This is a genomic window from Streptomyces sp. NBC_00885 (genome assembly GCF_045207475.1).
Classification (GTDB): domain Bacteria; phylum Actinomycetota; class Actinomycetes; order Streptomycetales; family Streptomycetaceae; genus Streptomyces.
In genome coordinates, this window is sequence record NZ_CP108796.1 from 6,332,800 (window position 1) to 6,351,907 (window position 19,108).

At 69.9% G+C, this 19,108-nt stretch carries 20 protein-coding genes and 3 pseudogenes; 11 read left to right on the top strand and 12 right to left on the bottom strand.

The genetic code is table 11. The features are described from left to right. Positions 1 to 95 precede the first annotated feature (95 nt). A complete protein-coding gene (locus OHA61_RS28650; RefSeq protein WP_406305461.1) occupies positions 96 to 1,004 on the top strand; it encodes a Gfo/Idh/MocA family protein in 909 nt (302 codons plus the stop codon). A 60-nt stretch (positions 1,005 to 1,064) separates the two neighbouring features. On the opposite strand, the pseudogene OHA61_RS28655 reads toward OHA61_RS28650, so the two are convergent. From OHA61_RS28655 to OHA61_RS28665, 3 genes and pseudogenes are all read right to left on the bottom strand, one after another. Further along, positions 1,065 to 1,364, bottom strand: a pseudogene (locus OHA61_RS28655) (hypothetical protein); the annotation flags it as partial. A gap of 78 nt (positions 1,365 to 1,442) precedes the next feature. Next, positions 1,443 to 2,072: pseudogene (locus OHA61_RS28660) on the bottom strand (hypothetical protein); the annotation flags it as partial. 148 nt (positions 2,073 to 2,220) lie between these two features. Beyond that, the gene (locus OHA61_RS28665; protein ID WP_406305462.1) at positions 2,221 to 3,639 is read right to left on the bottom strand and encodes a PLP-dependent aminotransferase family protein; all 1,419 of its coding nucleotides are present in this window, start codon (positions 3,637 to 3,639) and stop codon (positions 2,221 to 2,223) included. Positions 3,640 to 3,686: 47 nt separating this feature from the next. On the opposite strand from OHA61_RS28665, the gene OHA61_RS28670 reads away from it, so the two are divergent. After that, positions 3,687 to 4,160 carry a carboxymuconolactone decarboxylase family protein gene (locus tag OHA61_RS28670; protein WP_406305463.1) on the top strand — a complete coding sequence of 158 codons (474 nt, stop codon included), beginning with the start codon at positions 3,687 to 3,689 and terminating at the stop codon, positions 4,158 to 4,160. An 80-nt stretch (positions 4,161 to 4,240) separates the two neighbouring features. Here the strand turns inward: OHA61_RS28670 and OHA61_RS28675 are convergent, their stop codons facing one another. Further along, positions 4,241 to 4,609, bottom strand: a complete 369-nt coding sequence (locus OHA61_RS28675) for an arsenate reductase family protein (protein ID WP_406305464.1) — start codon at positions 4,607 to 4,609, stop codon at positions 4,241 to 4,243. 175 nt (positions 4,610 to 4,784) lie between these two features. Between OHA61_RS28675 and OHA61_RS28680 the strand changes: the two genes are divergently transcribed. Together OHA61_RS28680 and OHA61_RS28685 are read left to right on the top strand one after the other, a co-directional pair. Beyond that, the gene (locus OHA61_RS28680; protein WP_389373732.1) at positions 4,785 to 5,021 is read left to right on the top strand and encodes a hypothetical protein; all 237 of its coding nucleotides are present in this window, start codon (positions 4,785 to 4,787) and stop codon (positions 5,019 to 5,021) included. A 204-nt stretch (positions 5,022 to 5,225) separates the two neighbouring features. Next, on the top strand, positions 5,226 to 6,563 hold the full coding sequence (locus OHA61_RS28685) for a glycoside hydrolase domain-containing protein (protein WP_406305466.1): 1,338 nt from the start codon (positions 5,226 to 5,228) through the stop codon (positions 6,561 to 6,563). A gap of 30 nt (positions 6,564 to 6,593) precedes the next feature. Here OHA61_RS28685 and OHA61_RS28690 read toward each other — a convergent pair whose 3' ends face one another. Continuing rightward, the gene (locus tag OHA61_RS28690; RefSeq protein WP_406305467.1) at positions 6,594 to 7,436 is read right to left on the bottom strand and encodes an MOSC domain-containing protein; all 843 of its coding nucleotides are present in this window, start codon (positions 7,434 to 7,436) and stop codon (positions 6,594 to 6,596) included. 32 nt (positions 7,437 to 7,468) lie between these two features. Beyond that, positions 7,469 to 8,077 carry a GNAT family N-acetyltransferase gene (locus tag OHA61_RS28695; protein WP_406305468.1) on the bottom strand — a complete coding sequence of 203 codons (609 nt, stop codon included), beginning with the start codon at positions 8,075 to 8,077 and terminating at the stop codon, positions 7,469 to 7,471. Positions 8,078 to 8,235: 158 nt separating this feature from the next. On the opposite strand from OHA61_RS28695, the gene OHA61_RS28700 reads away from it, so the two are divergent. From OHA61_RS28700 to OHA61_RS28725, 6 genes are all read left to right on the top strand, one after another. Beyond that, positions 8,236 to 8,739, top strand: a complete 504-nt coding sequence (locus OHA61_RS28700; RefSeq protein WP_406305469.1) for an NUDIX domain-containing protein — start codon at positions 8,236 to 8,238, stop codon at positions 8,737 to 8,739. A 112-nt stretch (positions 8,740 to 8,851) separates the two neighbouring features. Continuing rightward, complete coding sequence (locus OHA61_RS28705; RefSeq protein WP_406305470.1) at positions 8,852 to 9,721, top strand: arpA protein; 870 nt, start codon at positions 8,852 to 8,854, stop codon at positions 9,719 to 9,721. Between the two features lie 72 nt (positions 9,722 to 9,793). Next, on the top strand, positions 9,794 to 10,639 hold the full coding sequence (locus OHA61_RS28710) for a class I SAM-dependent methyltransferase (RefSeq protein WP_406305471.1): 846 nt from the start codon (positions 9,794 to 9,796) through the stop codon (positions 10,637 to 10,639). A 2-nt stretch (positions 10,640 to 10,641) separates the two neighbouring features. Continuing rightward, entirely contained in the window at positions 10,642 to 12,450 is a 1,809-nt protein-coding gene (locus OHA61_RS28715; RefSeq protein ID WP_406307509.1) for a choline/carnitine O-acyltransferase, read from the top strand. 77 nt (positions 12,451 to 12,527) lie between these two features. Then, positions 12,528 to 12,947: an MmcQ/YjbR family DNA-binding protein gene (locus tag OHA61_RS28720; protein WP_406305472.1), complete on the top strand. Its 420-nt coding sequence runs from the start codon at positions 12,528 to 12,530 to the stop codon at positions 12,945 to 12,947. A gap of 127 nt (positions 12,948 to 13,074) precedes the next feature. Continuing rightward, positions 13,075 to 13,839: an alpha/beta fold hydrolase gene (locus OHA61_RS28725; protein WP_406305474.1), complete on the top strand. Its 765-nt coding sequence runs from the start codon at positions 13,075 to 13,077 to the stop codon at positions 13,837 to 13,839. 23 nt (positions 13,840 to 13,862) lie between these two features. Here the strand turns inward: OHA61_RS28725 and OHA61_RS28730 are convergent, their stop codons facing one another. Beyond that, positions 13,863 to 13,991, bottom strand: a complete 129-nt coding sequence (locus tag OHA61_RS28730; protein ID WP_406305475.1) for a hypothetical protein — start codon at positions 13,989 to 13,991, stop codon at positions 13,863 to 13,865. Positions 13,992 to 14,095: 104 nt separating this feature from the next. After that, positions 14,096 to 15,505 (bottom strand): type I glutamate--ammonia ligase, encoded by a 1,410-nt coding sequence (glnA, locus tag OHA61_RS28735; RefSeq protein WP_266477200.1) that lies wholly within the window; start codon positions 15,503 to 15,505, stop codon positions 14,096 to 14,098. Between the two features lie 230 nt (positions 15,506 to 15,735). Here glnA and OHA61_RS28740 point away from each other — a divergent pair, with 230 nt between their 5' ends. Next, entirely contained in the window at positions 15,736 to 16,203 is a 468-nt protein-coding gene (locus OHA61_RS28740) for an RDD family protein (RefSeq protein ID WP_389373696.1), read from the top strand. A gap of 66 nt (positions 16,204 to 16,269) precedes the next feature. On the opposite strand, the pseudogene OHA61_RS28745 reads toward OHA61_RS28740, so the two are convergent. The 4 genes and pseudogenes from OHA61_RS28745 to lipA form a co-directional block, all read right to left on the bottom strand. Beyond that, positions 16,270 to 16,734 (bottom strand): annotated as a pseudogene (locus tag OHA61_RS28745) (sortase domain-bontaining protein); the annotation flags it as partial. A gap of 94 nt (positions 16,735 to 16,828) precedes the next feature. Beyond that, positions 16,829 to 17,539, bottom strand: a complete 711-nt coding sequence (locus OHA61_RS28750; RefSeq protein WP_406305476.1) for a DUF4191 domain-containing protein — start codon at positions 17,537 to 17,539, stop codon at positions 16,829 to 16,831. A 19-nt stretch (positions 17,540 to 17,558) separates the two neighbouring features. After that, on the bottom strand, positions 17,559 to 17,768 hold the full coding sequence (locus tag OHA61_RS28755) for a hypothetical protein (RefSeq protein ID WP_266477206.1): 210 nt from the start codon (positions 17,766 to 17,768) through the stop codon (positions 17,559 to 17,561). Positions 17,769 to 18,059: 291 nt separating this feature from the next. Beyond that, on the bottom strand, positions 18,060 to 19,028 hold the full coding sequence (gene lipA / locus OHA61_RS28760) for a lipoyl synthase (protein ID WP_361909314.1): 969 nt from the start codon (positions 19,026 to 19,028) through the stop codon (positions 18,060 to 18,062). Positions 19,029 to 19,108 lie beyond the last annotated feature (80 nt).

Consider the following 19,108-nt stretch of genomic DNA (forward strand, 5'->3'; position numbering starts at 1 on the left):
GCTTGAGCGGCGACCATGTCGTATACAAGGGTTCGGCGGGACACGGACTCCGGCGGGATCGAGGAGCCTGCGGCGTTCACGGGCAGACTGGCCGCATGATGAAGCCCGCGAAGCAGCTGCGTATCGGACTGATCGGCGCCGGCCCCTGGGCGGAGCGCACCCAGGCTCCCGCGCTCGCCGCGCACCCGCAGGTCCACTTCAGCGGGGTGTGGGCCAGACGGCCCGAGGCGGCCGCCCTCCTGGCCGGCGCGCACGGTACCGCCGCCTTTTCCGGTGACGACGGCGTGGACGCCCTCATCGCCGCCAGTGACGCGGTCGCCTTCTCGCTGCCGCCGGACATCCAGGCACCGCTCGCGGCCCGCGCCGCAGCGGCGGGCTGCCATCTTCTGCTGGACAAGCCGGTCGCCACGAGCGTGGCGGCGGCGGGCGAGACGGCACAGGCGGCCGAACGCGCCGGGGTCGCTTCGGTGGTCTTCTGTACCTTGCGCTTCGCCGCGGACACGGCGCCCTGGATCGCCGAACAGGCGGCGGTCGGCGGCTGGTTCACGGCTCACGCGCAGTGGATCGGCTCGCTGTACGCGCCGGGTGGAGACAGTCCGTACGCCGCCTCGCCGTGGCGGCGTGAGAAGGGCGGACTGTGGGACGTCGGCCCGCATGTGCTCTCCGTACTGATCCCGTCGCTCGGCGATGTCACGGAGGTGACCGCGGCGCGCGGGCCCAAGGACACCGTGCATCTGGTGCTGCGGCACACGTCGGGGGCGTCGAGCACGGCAACGCTCGGCCTGAGCGCGCCGGTGAGGGCATCGGGCGTGCGCATCGAGCTCGTCGGCGAACGGGGGACGGTCCAACTGCCGGTGTGGGGAGATGCGGTGCGCTCGTTCGGGGCGGCGGTGGACGCGCTGCTGGAGTCGGCGCGTACGGGGCGGGCCCACGACTGCGACGTACGGTTCGGGCTGCGGGTCACTCAGATCCTGGGGGAGGCGGAGGTCCTGCTCGAACGGTGACCAGGACGGTGCCGTGGGGGGTGCGGCACCGTCCTGGGGTTCCCGTTGACGACCGTCAGGTCAGCCGACGCGCTCGATCCTGGCCTTGCGGATCAGGAACTTGCCGGGCTCGCGGACCTGCTCGAAGGCCGCGTTGTTCAGCAGGGCGCAGCTGCCGGACGCCGAGGTGACCTTGACCGTCGTCGACTTGTTGTTGTCGAGGTTGGTCACCTTGAGGCTGGTGCCGACCGGGAACTGGTTGCTGGAGGCGGCGGGTGCGCCGGCTTCGCCGGAGAGGGTGACGGTCGACCCGGCGCAGACGACTTCGCCGTTGGCCTGTCCGCCGCCGGCCTGGTCACCTGCCTGGTTTCCGCCCTGACCGCCGTTCTGGCCGGCGTTCTGGTCACCGGCCTGGTCGCCACCCTGGTCACCGGCCTGGTCGCCGGCCTGGCCGCCGTTCCCGATCTTCTCGATCCTGGCCTTGCGGATGAGGTTCTTGCCGGGCTCGCGGACCTGCTCGAAGGCCGCGTTGTTGAGCAGGGCGCAGCTGCCGGACGTCGAGGTGACCTTGACCGTGGTCGACTTGTTGTTGTCGAGGTTGGTCACCTTGAGGGTGGTGCCGATCGGGAACTGGTTGCTGGAGGCGGCGGGTGCGCCGGCTTCGCCGGAGAGGGTGACGGTCGACCCGGCGCAGACGACTTCGCCGTTGGCCTGTCCGCCGCCGGCCTGGTCACCTGCCTGGTTTCCGCCCTGATCGCCGTTCTGGGCGCCGCCCTGGTCTTGTGCGGGCGGCTGAGCGGCCTCACCTCCCCCGCCTCCCACCTCGCACCCGGAAGCCGCCTGCTTCCGCTTGATCTCCTCGATGACCGCCTGCCGGTTCGCGATCCGGGCTTCGGACTGCGCGTCCGGATTGGCACGCTGGCCGGCGATGAAGCTCTCGTTGTTCTTCAGGGCCTGGGTCAGTCCGTCGCAGGCCACCGACGCGTTACTGGTGCCGGTCATGGCCACTGCCGTACCGCCCACTACTGCGGCGGCGCCGACGAGCAGAGCGATCTTCTTCTTACCGCTGAGGGTCTTCTTGCGCGACACGTGGGACTCCTGTCGGGTCGGTTCCGTGTGCCGTTACGTACGAGTACGCATCGCGTGTTTCTCAGCCCTCCCACCGACAACTTCCTTAACTTTCCTTAAGGTTGGCGCAGCTCAGAGGGTTCCCGCGGCGACTCACTCCCGCGGCGACTCACTCCGGCGGCAGCGCGCGGCACAGCGCGTCCAGCGCTCCCGCGTAACCGTGCTCGGGCGGCGTGGCGTATCCGACGACGAGCCCGTCGCGCCGGTCGTGGCCGTCATGCCCGTCCGCCGGGACGTCGGGGTGGCGGTAGTCGGACAGCCCTTCCACCGCCAGCCCCTGCCAGGCCGCGGCCTTCACCACGGCCCGCTCGGTCCCCGGCGGCAGTTCGAGCACGGCATGCAGCCCCGCCGCGATCCCGCTGACCCGTACGTGCGGAGCCCGCTCCGCCAGAGCCGCGACCAGCTGATCGCGCCTGCGGCGGTGGCGCCGGCGCATCCTGCGCACATGGCGGTCGTACGCCCCCGAGGTGATGAAGTCCGCGAGCGTGAGCTGCTCCGTGGCGCTGGAGTGCTGCTCGCGCTCGCCCTTCGCCGCCACCACGTCGTCCACCAGATGCTCGGGCAACACCATCCAGCCGAGCCGCAGGGTGGGGGAGAGGCTCTTGCTCACCGACCCCATCAGCACCACCCGGTCGGGATCGAGGCTCTGCACGGCGCCGACCGGCTGACGGTCGTAACGGAACTCGCCGTCGTAGTCGTCCTCCAGGACCAGCCCGCCCGTCGAGCGGGCCCAGTCCACGACGGCCGCACGCCGCTCGGGGTGCAGCGGCCCGCCGGTCGGGAACTGGTGCGCCGGAGTCAGCAGCGCGGCGCGGACCTTCCCCAACTCGCCGACTCTCGCGCCGTGTTCGTCGACCGCGAGCGGCACGGTGGGTACGCCCCCGTCCGCGAGCAGCCCGCGATGGAAGGGCAGCCCGTACGACTCCACGGCCCACCGGCCGCCCACGACCGACGCCATCAGCCGCAGCGCATGGGCCGCTCCCGAGCAGACGACGACCCGGTCCGGAGCGGTCCGCACGCCGCGCACCCGCGCCAGATACTCCGCGAGTGCCTCCCGCAACTCGGCCCGCCCGCGCGGATCGCCGGGCCCGAAGGCGTCGTGCGGCGCGAGGGTGAGCGCCCGCCGCGCCGACGCCAGCCAGGCGCCACGGGGGAAGGCGGAGGGGTCCGGCCGCCCCTGCACCAGGTCGTACGCCGGGCGCCCGGCCCGCGCCGGGGTGCGCTGTCTGCCTACGGGAGCCACGGGCGCGACCTGCTGGGCGACCCGGGTGCCCGAGCCCTGACGCGCGGTGAGCCAGCCCTCGGCGACGAGCTCGGCGTAGGCGTCGGCGACGGTGTTACGGGCGATCCCCAGGTCGGCGGCGAGGGAACGGTACGGCGGCAACCTTGTCCCGGGCGCAAGCCGCCCGCTCCGCACGGCCTCCCGCAGAGCCCGCATCAGCGCGGCACGCCGACTGCCCGCGCCGCTCAGCTCCAGATGCAGATCGGCGCCGAGACTCTCCGCCGAATTGACCCATGATTCCGCCACTGAAATGCACCCCGCTGCCGGTCGCCTACGCCTCTAGATTCGTACACATGACGACGACAGAGATCAAGCAGACCGTGACCCGGGTCAACTTCGCCAAGCTGGCCCCGAAGGCCTTCCGCGCCGTGATCGGCCTGGACGCGGCGGCCCGCGAGGGCCTGGACCCGACGCTCGTGGAGTTGGTGCAGATCCGTTCCTCGCAGCTCAACCACTGCGCGTACTGCCTCCACATGCACACCGGCGACGCACGCAAGGCGGGCGAGAGCGAGGAGCGCCTGCACATGACGTCCGTCTGGCGGGAGGCGAAGCACTTCTTCACGGCGAGGGAACAGGCGGCGCTCGCCCTGACGGAGGCGGTCACACTGGTCGCGGACGGCGGGGTGCCGGACGCGGTGTACGCGCAGGCGGCGGCGCACTTCGAGGAGCAGGAGCTGGCTCACCTGCTCGCGCTGATCTTCACGATCAACACGTGGAACCGGATCGCGCTCGCGACGGGCAAGGTCGCGGGTACCGACGAGCGCTGACCTCAAGCCGGGCATCCTCGTCGAGCCGCTGACGCACCGCCGCCGGTACGCCGTGCCGTTGTGAGCTCGTACCGTCTGAGCTACTGCGAGGACCGGCCGAGCACGTCCCGTACCGCCTCCTCCGTACGCCCCACGACCGCCGTCCCGTCGTCCGCGGTGATGATCGGCCGCTGAATCAGCTTCGGGTGCTGCGCGAGCGCGGTGACCCACCGGTCCCGGGAATCCTCGTCCCGCGCCCACTCCTTGAGCCCGAGCTCCTTCGCCTCGGCCTCCTGCGTCCGTGTGATGTCCCACGGCTCAAGCCCGAGCCGCGCGAGGACGGCCCGGATCTCCTCCTGGCTCGGCACGTCCTCCAGGTAGCGCCGGACGGTGTACGAGGCGCCCTCGCCGTCGAGCAGATCGACAGCACTGCGGCACTTGGAACAGGCGGGGTTGATCCAGATCTCCATGCCGTCACGGTACCGCTCACGCGCCACTCAAACACCGCCTGGCCAGGGCCGATTGTCAGTGGTGGCCAGTAGACTGAACAGTAGTTCGGGATGGTCCCGCCACCGTGCCAGGAGGTTGCCGATGGCCGTTGCCACACTCATTTCGAAGCCCGTGTCCGCGTCTCTGTCCTCGTCCATGCACCAGCCGAAGAAGAAGCCGCTCCCGGCCGGACAGCCGCGCGAGTGGTACGTCTCGCACAACCGCCGGCTCAAAGCCATGCGCCTGGCGATCGCTCTGCTCGACTCGGGGGTCTATCACCCGGCGACGGCGGACAACCGCAGGATACGAGCGACGGCGGAGAACATCGGAATCCACCCGCCGTCGGACACGACGTGCCGGATGGTGCGGGCGCTGATCCGGTACGGCCGCTGATCCGTTACGGGCCTCGATCCGCTGCCGGCGACGACGAGTTCGCCGACTGAGGCAAGCCGTCCCGCCGCTGTCACCCGGGCCCTCCTGGGTGACAGCGGCGGGACGGCGGCAGCTTGCCTTCAACAAAACCCCGGTGTCGCAGGGTCCGATCGGCGCAGAACCGCGCATTCTGGTCTCACGGTCCGAGTCACTCCGGGGGCAGCCATGTCGTATCCGCACCACGGCCTTCGTATCCGCCGCAGATTTCTCGTGTTCACGGCCGCCGGCGTACTGAGCGCCGGCTCGGCCCTCACCTTCGGTCCGCCCGCCGCGGCCGAACCGGCCACGTCGGTCGCGTATGCCGCGGGGGCGAGCGCGACCCACTACTCCGGACTCGCCTTCGACACGTGCACGGCGCCACCGCTGTCGGCGATCCAGGCGTGGGGCGCCTCGCCGTACCGCGCCGTCGGGGTGTACATCGGGGGCATCACCCGCACCTGCGCGCAGCCGCAACTGACCGCGTCGTGGGTCGCGTCCGTGTCCGCGCTGAAGTGGCGCCTGCTGCCCATCTACAAGGGCCTGCAACCGCCGTGCGGCGGCAGGCCCACCGACGCCAAGATCAGCCGGGCCGCCACGACCGCCAAGGGCCAGGGCACGGCCGCGGCCGGCGACGCCGTCGCCAAGGGCAAGGCGCTCGGCATGCAGCCCGGCAGCGCGTTCTACAACGACATCGAGGCGTACTCGCAGACCGACGCCACCTGCCGGACCGGCGTACTGTCCTTCCTCTCCGGCTGGACGAAGGAACTGCACCGGCTCGGCTATGTCTCGGGCGTGTACATGAACCTCAACCTCGGGGCGAAGCAGCTCGCCGACGTGTACACCTCCACCTCGTACGCCCGCCCCGACGCACTGTGGATCGCCCGCTTCGACTCGGTCGACTCGCTCAAGGGCTGGACCGGCATCGCCGACTCCAAGTGGGCGGTGCACCAGCGGGCCAAGCAGTTCAAGGGCGACCACGACGAGACGTACGGCGGTGTCACCCTCAATATCGACACCGACAGGCTCGACGCGCCGGTGGCCACCGTGGCGTACACCTACACGGCGACGAGCGCCACCACGCTCAACGCCCGCACCGGCCCCGCGACGAGCTACCCCGTCGCGAAGACCTACGCGCCCAAGTCCGCGCTCAAGGTGGTCTGCCAGGCGCCGGGTTCCGCGGTCGGCACCACGCCCATATGGGACAAGCTCACGGACGGCACGTACGTCACCGACTACTACGTCAGCACCCCGTCCAACACCACGTACAGTGCCCCGCTGCCGCGCTGCACGTACCCCTACCAGACCACCGCGACCGTCGCCGAACACACCGGCGCCGGCACCTCGTCCTCCATAGGCGGCACGTCCCCCAACGGGGCGCTGGCGTGGGTGGTCTGCCAGAAATCGGGCTCGGCGGTCGGCACGACGAAGATATGGGACCGCATCGAGAACGGCCGTTATGTCACGGACTACTACGTGGCGACCCCCAGCAACACGACCTACAGCAAACCGGCTCCCCGCTGCTGAGCGGGGGCCTTCAGGCAGCCTCAGGCAGCTTCAGCCGGCCGCCGCCGACGTCCACGTCGGCAGAACCGCGTCTCCCACCGCCAGCGACCCGTGCGCCACGACCGCCGCCTTCATGCCGAAGCTGACCTTGTTCTCGTACTCCGGCTCCCGCCGGTACGTCGCGAGCGTGCGGATCGGCTCGGGGCCCGCGCGCAGGCCCGTGAGCTGGTCGACCAGCGGGACGCTGCACCGCATCGCCCTGACCGCGTACGCGAGGTGCACAGTGCCGATCTCCAGGCGGCGCATCTCGTCCTCGGCGTGCGGCTCGGCGCAGCCGGCGAGGACGATGTTCGCCCGGAAGCGGTCCATCGGCACCGGGGCCGCGCCCCGCGCCGTGATCCGTGCGTTCAGGCCGTCGAGCGAGGCCTGGGACGCCACCAGTACCGCATGCGCGTCCGCGAAACCGACCTTGCCGGGCGTCTCGCCCCACCCGTCCCGGTCGAAGTCCGAAGGCACCCGCACCAGCCGGGACTTCGCCCCCAGCACCTGCGAGAACCACTCGGCGGCGGCGTCCCCCTGATCCGCGCCCTCCCCGATGTCCCGCCCGAACATGCTCACCGGCCGCCGCTCGCCGTCCGGGTCGACGTCCAGCAGTACGCTCTCGACCCCGTCAGCGGACAGCCGCAGTGCGGCGCCCCCGCCGACGATCTCCGGCCGGACAGCGGCCATGGCGGGCAGCGCCCGCTGACTGCGGAACGACCCGTCCGCGGCGTCGACGACCATGAACGTCCGGTCGTGCTCCAGCCCCGTCTCGCCGACCCGGGCCGACTCGACACCGGTCCCGGCACAGCCCTTGACCGGGTAGTACGTCAGCTTCTGCACGGTGATCCCCATGCGGCCCGATGGTATGTCCGTGCCTCGGGCGGTCATCCTTCAGCACCCCGGAGCCGGTCGCCGAGGCGCGCCTTCACCCCGGGCCACTCGTCCACGAGGATCGAGAAGTAGACGCTGTCCCGCCACGTCCCGTCCGGGCGCCGCCTGTGGCGGCGCAGGACGCCTTCCCGCCGCGCCCCGAGGCGGGCGATGGCGGCCTGGGACCGCTCGTTCATATGGTCCGTCTTCAACTGGACGCGCCCCATGCCCAGTTCCTCGAAAGCGTGGTTGAGCAACAGCAGCTTCGTCTCGGTGTTGACCGCCGTACGCCACGACGCGCGGCCGTACCAGGTCCAGCCGATCTCCAGGCGCTCGTCCTGCGTGTCGACGTCCATGTACGTGGTCCAGCCGACGGCCCTGCCGGTCTCGCGCCGGATGACGGCGAACGGGAGGTACGTGCCCTGTTCGGCGTCCTTCAGCAGTTCACGGAGCTTGAGGCCGAGCTCGTCCTCCGTGTGCGGAGTGGGTCCGCCCTGCCAGCGCCAGACCTCGTCGTCACCTCCGCCCGCGGCGAAGAGGTCGGAGAGGTGATCTGTCGTCAACGGTTCGAGGCGTACGTGGTGGCCGGTCAGCGTCACGGGCCGCGGTGTCTTCGCAGGCATGATCCGAACCGTAACCCGATCCTGCACTAGCCGCAATCTAATTTTGCACTAGTGCAAATGCCGAGGCGTCAGGGTGACCGCGGCGCTAGGGTGCCGACTCTGTCCCATCTGCCCAATCGGCCAGACCGGCCGACCGATTGACCGACGAGGGGATCGCAGTGGCCCAGCCGAACACCGAGAACCGCCCTCCGGCACTCCCGCCCGCGCTCGATGCGATGACCGTCCTCGTCGCCGCCGTCATCGTCCACGACCGGGAGACCGACCGCGTCGTCCTCCTCCAGCGCGGCCCCGGCAACAAGTTCGCCCGTGGCCGGTGGGACCTGCCCGTCGGCAAGAGCGAGCCGGGCGAGCCCATCACCGAAACCGCGGTCCGCGAACTCCGCGAGGAGACCGGTCTGATCGTCAAAGCCGACGACCTGCGCCTCGCCCAGGTCGTCCACGGCGCCTGGGGCGTCGACGCGCCCAACGGCTTCCTCACCGTCGTCTTCGCCACCCATCAATGGGCCGGGGAACCCGAGAACCGTGAACCCGCCAAGCACGCCCAGGTCCGCTGGGTCGACACCGGCGACCTCCCCGAGGAATTCGTACCCACCTCGGCCACGGCCCTGCGTCACTACCTGTCCGGTGGCCCACAGATCTCATTGCGCGGCTGGGCATCCTGAGCCGACGCCAAACGGCCGCCGGCGCGTGTGACGTGTCACAGACATCCTCGCGTCACTATGGGAGCTTCAACTCGGTTACTTCTCAGTTGAGTTCGGGCGTTGAGAGGATCGTATGAGCACTCTGGAAGCCGTCACGCTCGACCAGGTGGTCGACACGGCCCGCTACCCCCTGTCGGAACTCGAAAGTGCCGAGGGACAGGCCGTCGTCTCCCGTGCCAGGCGCGAACTGTCGACCGTCGGCTGCACCGTACTGCAGGACTTCATCCGCCCCTCACTCCGCGATGTCCTGCGGCAGGAGTGCGCGGCCATCGCCCCGCGCGCGCACTTCGACACCGAAACCGTCAACGTCTACAACATCCCCGTGGACTCGGCTCTGCCCGAGGACCACCCCGGCCGGCGTACCTTCGAGCGGGGCAACGCGTTCGTCGCGCGGGACCGTGTCCCCGCGGGCTCCCTCATCAGCCGGCTCTACTCCCACACCGCGTTCCAGCACTTCGTCGCCCGCTGCTTCGGGCTGCCGCAGCTCCACGAACTGGCCGACCCGCTCTCCGGGCTGGTTCTCAACGTCGTCGAGCCGGGCATGGAACACCCCTGGCACTTCGACACCAACGAGTTCACCGTCAGCATGCTCACGCAGGACGCGCGGTCCGGCGGCGTCTTCGAGTACTGCCCGAACATCAGGTCCGCCCAGGACGAGCGCTTCGACGACGTCCGCGACGTACTGGACGGCCGGGGCGAGCGGCTGACCCGGTCCCTGTCCCTGCAACCCGGCGACCTGCAGCTGTTCAAGGGCCGCTACTCGCTGCACCGGGTCAGCCCCGTGCGGGGCGACATCGCGCGGCACTCCGCGATATTCGCCTACAGCGAGCGCCCCGGCGTCATCGGGAGCGTGGCGCGGACCCGGCAGCTCTTCGGCCGCGTCCTGCCCGAACACGTGGCGGCCGAGGGCCGGGCCGTCCGCGGCGACCGGCTGCTGGACTGACGCTCGTCGCAGACCGATTCCCCCCACTCTGCGATCCACGCGATCCGCGCGATCCATGGAGGAGTAAGCCCTGTGCGTTTCGACGCGACCGGAAAAGTCTCGCTCGACCACATCTACACCCAGCCCGATCCGCGCGCCTATTTCAGCGTGCTGCGCCCCCTCGGCTACTGCGTTCCGCAGCTGGCCAAGCCCTACTTCGCGAAGCTCATCAAGGAGTACCGGGACTCCCAGCACATCGCCGTACCGAAGGTGCTGGACATAGGCTGTTCGTACGGAATCAATGCCGCCCTGCAAAAGTACGACGCGACCATGGACGAGCTGTACGCGCGCTACGGCGACGAGGAGCGCGAAGGCGAGAGCCGCGAGGCGCTGCTCGCCCGGGACCGGGAGCTGGCCCGCTCGCGGCAGCCCGCGCAGCCCGTACGCTTCGTCGGCCTCGACACCTCCGCCAATGCGCTCTCGTACGCACTCGACGCCGGATTCCTCGACGACGCCGTGCACGCCGACCTGGAGGCGCACGAGCCCACACGGGAGCAGCGCGCCCAGTTCGCCGGGACGGACCTGGTGATCTCGACGGGCTGCCTCGGTTACGTCACCGAGCGGACGCTCAAGCGCGTCGTCGAGGCTCAGGGCACCCACCGGCCCTGGATGGCGCACTTCGCGCTGCGGATGTTCCCGTTCGACCCCGTCGAGCAGGCGCTCGCCGAACTCGGCTACCGGACCATCCATGTCGAAGGCGTCTTCAAGCAGCGGAGGTTCGCCTCCCCGGAGGAACAGACGCTCGTCCTGGACACGATGTCGTCCAACGGGGTGGATGCTCGGGGCCTGGAGGCGGAAGGCTGGATGTACGCACAGCTCCACCTTTCCCGGCCGTACCGCCCGTCCGGCCCCAACGATCCGAATCGAGAGCAGAGTTGAAGATCAGTCAGGATGTAACAGGCAACCCGACCTTCGCCCAGGAGGACAGCCTTCCGCGCGTGCCGCTGCCCACGCTGGAGGCGAGCTGTGAGAGGTTCCTCGCCTGGTGCGCGCCGCTGCTGAGTGCCGACGAGCAGGCGGCGACGGAGGCGGAGGTGGCCGCCTTCCTCAGGCCCGACGGCCCCGGCCGGGTGCTGCACGCGGCGCTTGAGGCGTACGACGCCACGGAAGGCGTGCACAGCTGGCTCGACACCTTCTGGCCGTACCGCTACCTGGGCCGCCGGGACCGGATCGCGCTCAACGCCAACTTCTTCTTCCTGTTCAAGGACACCGGCGAGGCGCAGCTGGAACGGGCGGCCGGGCTCGTCGCCGGGGCGCTCAACTACAAGCGGCAGCTCGACCAGGGGCTCATCCCGCCGGTGGCCCAGCGCGGCGTGCCCCAGTCGATGGTGCAGAACAAGTTCCTGTTCTCCACCACCCGTATCCCCGGCGCCGAGCTGGACACCGTACGCGCCCCCTACACCGAGGCCTGGCCGGGCCCGTCCGACGCACGGCACATCGTGGTGTTCTTCCGGGGCGGCATGTTCCGGCTGGACGTGCTCGGCGAGGACGGTGTCCCGCACAGCCTGGACGACATCGAGGCGGGCCTGAGCGCCGTGATGAAGGCCGGCGCGGAACCGGCGGACGTGTCGGTGGGCCACCTCACCACCATGGCCCGCGCGGAATGGGCGGCCGCCCGGCAGTCCCTGCTCGCCCGCGACCCCCGCAACGCCGACGCACTCGACGACATCGAGACCGCGCTGTTCTGCGTCTGCCTGGAGGACTTCGCACCGGCGGACACCCAGGAGGCCTGCGACGAGCTGCTGTACGGCGACCGCGGCAACCGCTGGTTCGACAAGGCCGTGTCGTTCGTCGTCTTCACCGACGGCCGGGCGGGCATCAACATCGAGCACTGCGAGCTGGACGGGACGACCATCCTCAGCTTCACCGACGCCCTGCTCAGCTCCCCGCCCGAGGAACACTCCCAGCAGTCCGGCGCCCGCTCCCAGGGGCTGCCCGCGCTGGAACCTCTCGTGTTCGAGCTGGACGACACCCTGCGGGCACAGGCGCGCTCGGCCGCCGAAGCGTTCGCCGCGTACGGACAGGCCACCGCGACGGCCACCGTCTCGTTCGACGACTTCGGCGCCACCACGGCCAAGGCGCTGGGGGTCTCGCCCGACGCGTTCGTCCAGGTCGCCTACCAGCTGGCCCACCAGCGGGCCAAGGGCCACCTGGGCGCGACGTACGAGTCGATCGCCACCCGCCAGTACCGGCACGGGCGGACCGAGGCGATGCGGGTCGTCACCCCGGAGATGGTCGATTTCGTCGCGACGATGGAGAACCCGTCGACGGACCGGGCCACCCGCCGCGCCGCCTTCCAGGCCGCCGCCCAGGCCCATGTGACCCGCGCGAAGGAATGCCAGGCCGTGCAGGTGCCGGAACAGCACCTGTGGGAACTGGAACTGATCCAGCGCCGCCGCGGCACGGAGCTGGGGGTGACCGAACAGCCCGCGCTGTACCGGACACCGGGCTGGCTGACGATGCGCGACGACTACCTGAGCACGAGCTCGGCGCCGTCCCACAACATCCAGTACTTCGGCTTCGGCTCGACGAGCCTCCAGTGCATCGGCGTCGCGTACGTCCTGCTGCCGGAGCGCTTCAACGTCTACCTGAGCACGCCGCGACCGGTGGCCGACCAGATGCACACGTTCGCGGACCGGCTGCGGGAGGCGGTGGCCGAACTGCGGGAACTGCTGGGCTCCGAGGACTGAGCCGCCGGTAGGCTCGGGCGGCCGTACGGTTCGGCACCTTGAACGTTTCGGCACTTTTGACATGAAGGAGAGCCGAGTTGACGGATCCGGCCGACGTCCCGCCCGAGCTCGTCGCCCCGCTCCGGTCGCTGTGCATGCGGCTGCCGGAGGCGTACGAGGAGGAGGCGTGGGTGGGCACCCGCTGGCGAATCCGCCGGCGGACCTTCGCTCATGTCCTGCGGGTCGCCTCGGGCCGTCCACCCGCCTACGCCCGGGCCGCAGCGACCAACGACCCGGTCACCGTGCTGACCTTCCGCTCACCGAGCCCGGAACTCGAAGCGCTGAGCAGCGCGGGCCATCCGTACTTCCGGCCGGCGTGGGGGAGAGATGTGGTCGGCATGGTGCTCGGCGACGCGGTCGACTGGGACGAGGTCGAGGAACTGCTCACCGAGAGCTACTGCGTCCTGGCGCCGAAGAAGCTGGTCGCGTCGGTGGACCGACCGGCCGCGGCGCCCTGAGCAGCCGTTCGGCCAGTGCTGTGACCGGGAAGGTTTGCCGGGTGCACGACCCCAGAGGGCATTGCGTCGCGGGTCGGCGCCAATATGTGGTGTCCCTGGGGACGTGGTGTCCGTTACCGTCCGCCGGATGACTCTTCCTCACGACGTGTCAGGGGACGGTCCTGCCCTGGTGCTGCTGCATTCCTCGGTGTGTGACCGGCGCATGTGGGACCCGCAATGGCCGGTGCTGGTCGACGCCGGGTACCGGGTGGTCCGGTGCGACTTCCGGGGTTTCGGCGACTCCCCGGTGGCGGACCGCCCGTACGGCGACGCCGCAGACGTCACGGACCTCCTGGAGCACCTGGGCATCGAGCAAGCCGCACTGGTCGGGGCCTCGTACGGCGGACAGGTAGCCCTGGAGCTGGCCGCCACCCGTCCGCACGCGGTCACGGCCCTGGTGCTGCTCGGCTCCGCGATGCCCGGGCATGTGCCCGGTCCAGCGCTGCGGTCCTTCGCCGAACGGGAGGACGCGCTGTTCGAGGCCGGCGACCTCGCGGGGGCCGTCGAGCTGAACGTGGAGACGTGGCTGGGTCCGGAGGCCGGTGACGAGACCCGGGAGCGGGTCCGGCAGATGCAGCGGCACGCGTTCGAGGTGCAGTCAGCGGCACAGGAGGAGTTCACTCCGGCCGAGACGCAGGTCGACCTCTCGCAGATCAAGGCACCCTGTTTGGCCGTGTCGGGCGCGCACGACCTGGCGGACTTCCGCGAGATCGCCGCCCGTCTGCCGGAGCGGATCCCCGGCGCCCGCCACCTGGAACTGCCGTGGGCCGGCCACCTCCCGGGCCTGGAACGACCCGGCGCAGTCGCCGACCTGCTGACGCAGTTCCTCCGCGAGACAGTCCCCGGCGCCTGAAGGCACCACGGCCGAGCAAGCCGTCAGGCGGCAGCGAGCAGGGTCCCGCCGCCCCAGCGGATGCCCTTCTCGCTGCGGATGCGGGCGTGCTTCTTGTTGTGGATCACATCACGGACGGTGTCCCGGTCGGCCCGGACCAGCTGGGCGATCACCAGCAAAAACGGCCGTCGGCCGCGCCTTCCGGAAGGGGAAGAGCACGGCCGACGGCCGACAGACGACCCGGGCGAGCGGAAACCCGCTGCGACCCGCGGTGATCCTAGATGTCGAAGTACAGCTCGAACTCGTGCGGGTGCGGCCGGAGCTGGATCGGGGCGATTTCGCTCGTCCGCTTGTAGTCGATCCACGTCTCGATCAGGTCGGACGTGAAGACACCGCCCGCCTGCAGGTACTCGTTGTCCGCCTCGAGCGCCTCGAGCACCGCCGGGAGGGAGGTCGGGACCTGCGGGACGCTCGCGTGCTCGTCGGGAGCGAGCTCGTAGAGGTCCTTGTCGATCGGCTCCGCCGGCTCGATCTTGTTCTTGACGCCGTCGAGGCCCGCCAGCAGCAGCGCCGAGAACGCCAGGTACGGGTTCGAGGACGGGTCCGGGGCGCGGAACTCGACGCGCTTGGCCTTCGGGTTCGAGCCCGTGATCGGGATACGCATCGCAGCCGAGCGGTTGCGCTGCGAGTAGACCAGGTTGACCGGGGCCTCGAAGCCGGGGACCAGGCGGTGGTAGGAGTTCACCGTCGGGTTGGTGAAGGCCAGCAGCGACGGGGCGTGCTTGAGGATGCCGCCGATGTAGTAGCGGGCGGTGTCCGACAGGCCCGCGTAGCCCTGCTCGTCGTAGAAGAGCGGGACGCCGCCCTGCCACAGCGACTGGTGGACGTGCATGCCCGAGCCGTTGTCGCCGAAGATCGGCTTCGGCATGAAGGTCGCGGTCTTGCCGTTGCGCCAGGCGACGTTCTTCACGATGTACTTGAAGAGCATCAGGTCGTCGGCCGCGGCGAGCAGCGTGTTGAACTTGTAGTTGATCTCGGCCTGGCCGGCGGTGCCCACCTCGTGGTGCTGGCGCTCGACCTGGAGGCCGGACGCCTCCAGCTCCAGGGAGATCTCGGCGCGCAGGTCGGCGAAGTGGTCGACCGGCGGGGCCGGGAAGTAGCCACCCTTGTAGCGGACCTTGTAGCCGCGGTTGTCCTCCAGCGCACCGGTGTTCCAGGCGCCTGCCTCGGAGTCGATGTGGTAGAAGCCCTCGTTCGCCGTGGTGGCGAAGCGCACGCTGTCGAAGACGTAGAACTCGGCCTCGGGGCCGAAGTACGCCGTGTCGGCGATGCCGGTGGAGGCGAGGTACGCCTCCGCCTTCTTCGCGATGTTGCGCGGGTCACGGCTGTACTGCTCGCCCGTGATCGGGTCGTGGATGAAGAAGTTGATGTTGAGGGTCTTGTCCTTGCGGAACGGGTCGAGCCGCGCCGTCGACAGGTCCGCGCGCAGCGCCATGTCCGACTCGTGGATCGCCTGGAAGCCGCGGATCGACGAGCCGTCGAAGGCCAGCTCGTCGGACGGGTCGAACGCCGTCGCCGGGATCGTGAAGTGCTGCATCACGCCGGGAAGGTCGCAGAACCGGACGTCGACCATCTTGACGTCGTTGTCCGCGATGAACTTCTTGGCGTCATCGGCGTTCTGGAACATCCAACTCCTCCTACTCCCGACCCGGGGACGGGCGGGTTGGTAGCTCGTCGTGCGGCCAGTGCGGTGGCACACGCTGGACCCGACCTTAGGCAGGCCGGATTTCTCAAGCATGACCCATTTGTTTCGCCCAAGTTAACCGGACCGGGGGGACGGGGTCTCGTCGCCTGGGTTCAGGTCTGGTCGAGGACCCGGACCGAAGTGATCCAAACCGGGCGCAGTACCGTGGTCCGGTGGACAACAGGCAAGCAATCGGATCGTGGCTGTCCGGGCCACGCGCGGCCGCCGAGGACATGGGCGCCGACTTCGGCCACCGCGGGATGCGGCTGGGCCTGCCGGAGGCCGGACCGGGCTCCATCGCCCCTCTCGGGCGGCGCTTCGGCGCCGTCTTCGTCGACTGGGGGCTGTGCCTCCTGATCGCATACGGACTGTTCGCCAATGGTGACCGGCAGGCCGCCGGGAACTGGGCGCTCGGCATCTTTCTCCTGCTGAGCGTGCTCACCATCGGTACGGTCGGCTTCACGCCGGGCAAGCGGCTCCTCGGACTGCGCGTCGTCGCCGAGGACGGCGGACGGCTGGGGTTCGTCCGGGTCCTGGTGCGCAGTGTGCTCCTCACCCTCGCGATCCCGGCCCTGATCTGGGACCGCGACGGGCGCGGGCTGCACGACCGGCTCGCCCGCGCCGTTCAGGTGCGGATCTAGAGCGCAGTACAGCAGGTGCAAGGGGTGGTGGCCCGGGGCTTCGTCCCGGGCCACCACCTTTTGACCTCAGGGGGACGTACTCGGGGCATCCCGCGTCTCCGCCAGCACGCCGACCTTGTCGATCCGGTGCTCGGGGTTGCCCCGGTCGTCCCGCCAGTGGTTCCCGGCCGCGGTGTCCTCCGGCGTCGCGCAGGTGGAGATCGTGATCATCGCTCGGGTGGCGCGCTCCCCGGGGCGGCCGGGAAGCGCCGCCCGCTGCCCGGTGAGCGACCGCAAGGGAGCGGAAGGAGGTCTCACGGGTCTCGGTGATCTTGTACTCGTAGACCTTGCCGCCCGACGTGATGAGGACCGAGTCGCCCTTCTCGACGGCCGGGAGATCGCGCAGCGGCCCGCCGAAGGAGATCCTGTGCGCCGTGACCAGGTGGTTCCCGACCTCCCGGGCCCGACACCGCCACCGTCCCCATACGGGCTGGCGGCCACGCCTTCGTTCTGGATCCGTGTACCGGGCCAGTCGTCGGTGGTCCCCTCGTAACCCAACGGGTCCGGCTGAGGGGCACGAATGCCGCCCGGGAAAAGGCGGTGGCCCGGGACCAGAGTCCCGGGCCACCGCCTTGCTTCGTAGGGATCAGCGCATCTTCCCGCCCCGCGGCATCCGCGTGCCCTTCGGCATCGGACCCTTCGGCAGCGGCATATTGCTCATCAGGTCGCCCATCGCACGCAGGCGGTCGTTCGCCACCGTGACCTGCGGGCCGGTGAGCACGCGCGGCAGCTTCAGCATGGTGGTGCGCACCTTCTTCAGCGGCACCTGGCCCTCGCCCTCGCCCACGATGATGTCGTGCACCGGCACGTCCACCACGATGCGCGCCATCTTCTTCTTCTCGGCCGCCAGCAGCGTCTTCAGCCGGTTCGGGTTGCCCTCGGCCACCAGCACGATGCCGGCCTTGCCGACCGCCCGGTGCACGACGTCCTGGCTGCGGTTCATCGCGACCGCGGGAGTCGTCGTCCAGCCGCGCCCCACGTTCTGCAGCACCGCGGCCGCCGCGCCGGGCTGGCCCTCCATCTGCCCGAAGGCCGCCCGCTCGGCGCGGCGTCCGAAGACGATCGCCATCGCGAGGAAGCCCAGCAGAAAGCCGAGGATGCCCAGATATACGGGGTGGTCGATCAAGAAACCGATCGCGAGGAAGACACCGAAGGTGACGATTCCCACAGCCGCGACGACAAGACCGACCTTCGGGTCGGCCTTCCGGGTCATCTTGTACGTCAGGGCGATCTGCTTCAGTCGCCCGGGGTTCGCAGCAGCGTCATCAGCGCTGTCTGAGTTTGCCTTCCTCGCCATGACTGGAAGTTTACGTGGCCTAGGAAGTGCGACCCGCCACGGCCTCCAGTACATGCTGCGCATCGACCCGGTCCTTGGCCCTGCGCCGGTCTTCGAGGACGGCGGTCCATGCGTTCCTGCGGGCTGTGCGCTGCCCGCTGCGAAGAAGCAGCGACTCCATGGCGCGCAGAGCATCGGTGACGGACGGGATGGCGTTTGCGCGTACGGGTCGAACCGGCGCGGCCTGCATGGTGGAGGTCCCCCTCGGGGTGAGGATCGACGTGGTGCGGACGGTGCGGGGGGTACTGGGTGAAAACGGGGAGGCGGTGCGTGCGGGGTGACGCTTGGTGGTGCGTGCTGTGCGTAGAGCCAGCGTCACTGATTGGTGTTACCAGGGCGTGACCCCGGGGTCAAACACCGATGAAACGTTTACGCCCGTGCCGGAAAAACTGACGCGGCCCGCACGCCGCCCCGACCTGCGGGGGGAGTACGGGCCGCGCCCAATTCGCTGTTACTCAGCGGTAGTTACTTGTGCCTGAATTCACACAGCCTGTGACGTGGCCACCGCGGCGCCGCGCCGCTCCATCGCCTGCTGGTACAGCCGACCCGCGCGGTACGAGGAACGCACCAGCGGGCCCGACATCACACCGGAGAAGCCGATCTCCTCGGCCTCCTCCTTCAGCTCCACGAACTCGTGCGGCTTCACCCAGCGCTCGACCGGGTGGTGGCGCACGGAAGGACGCAGATACTGCGTGATCGTGATCAGTTCGCAACCCGCCTCGTGCAGGTGCCGCAGCGCCTCGCTGACCTCCTCGCGCTCCTCGCCCATGCCCAGGATGAGGTTCGACTTGGTGACCAGGCCCGCCTCGCGGGCGCGCGTGATGACCTCGAGGGAGCGCTCGTAACGGAAACCGGGGCGGATCCGCTTGAAGATCCGCGGCACGGTCTCGACATTGTGGGCGAGCACCTCGGGGCGGGCGGAGAAGACCTCGGCCAGCTGCTCCGGCACCGCGTTGAAGTCGGGGATGAGGAGCTCGACCTTGGTACGGCCGGCCTCGCGCTCCGCGGTCATCGTGTGGATCTGGCGCACGGTCTCCGCGTACAGCCAGGCGCCGCCGTCCTCCAGGTCGTCGCGCGCGACGCCCGTGATGGTGGCGTAGTTCAGGTCCATCGTGACGACGGACTCACCCACCCGGCGCGGCTCGTCACGGTCCAGCGCCTGCGGCTTGCCCGTGTCGATCTGGCAGAAGTCGCAGCGCCGGGTGCACTGGTCGCCACCGATGAGGAAGGTCGCCTCGCGGTCCTCCCAGCACTCGTAGATGTTCGGACAGCCGGCTTCCTGGCACACGGTGTGCAGACCCTCGCTCTTCACGAGCTTCTGCATCTGCGTGTACTCGGGGCCCATCTTCGCCCGGGTCTTGATCCACTCGGGCTTGCGCTCGATGGGGGTCTGGCTGTTCCTGACCTCCAGGCGCAGCATCTTGCGTCCGTCGGGTGCGACTGCGGACACGACCGGCTCCCTACAGCTTCGATTCTTCGGCGAACACCAGGGTACGCCCGTAATTCGTACGGCTTTACGTCTGGCCAACC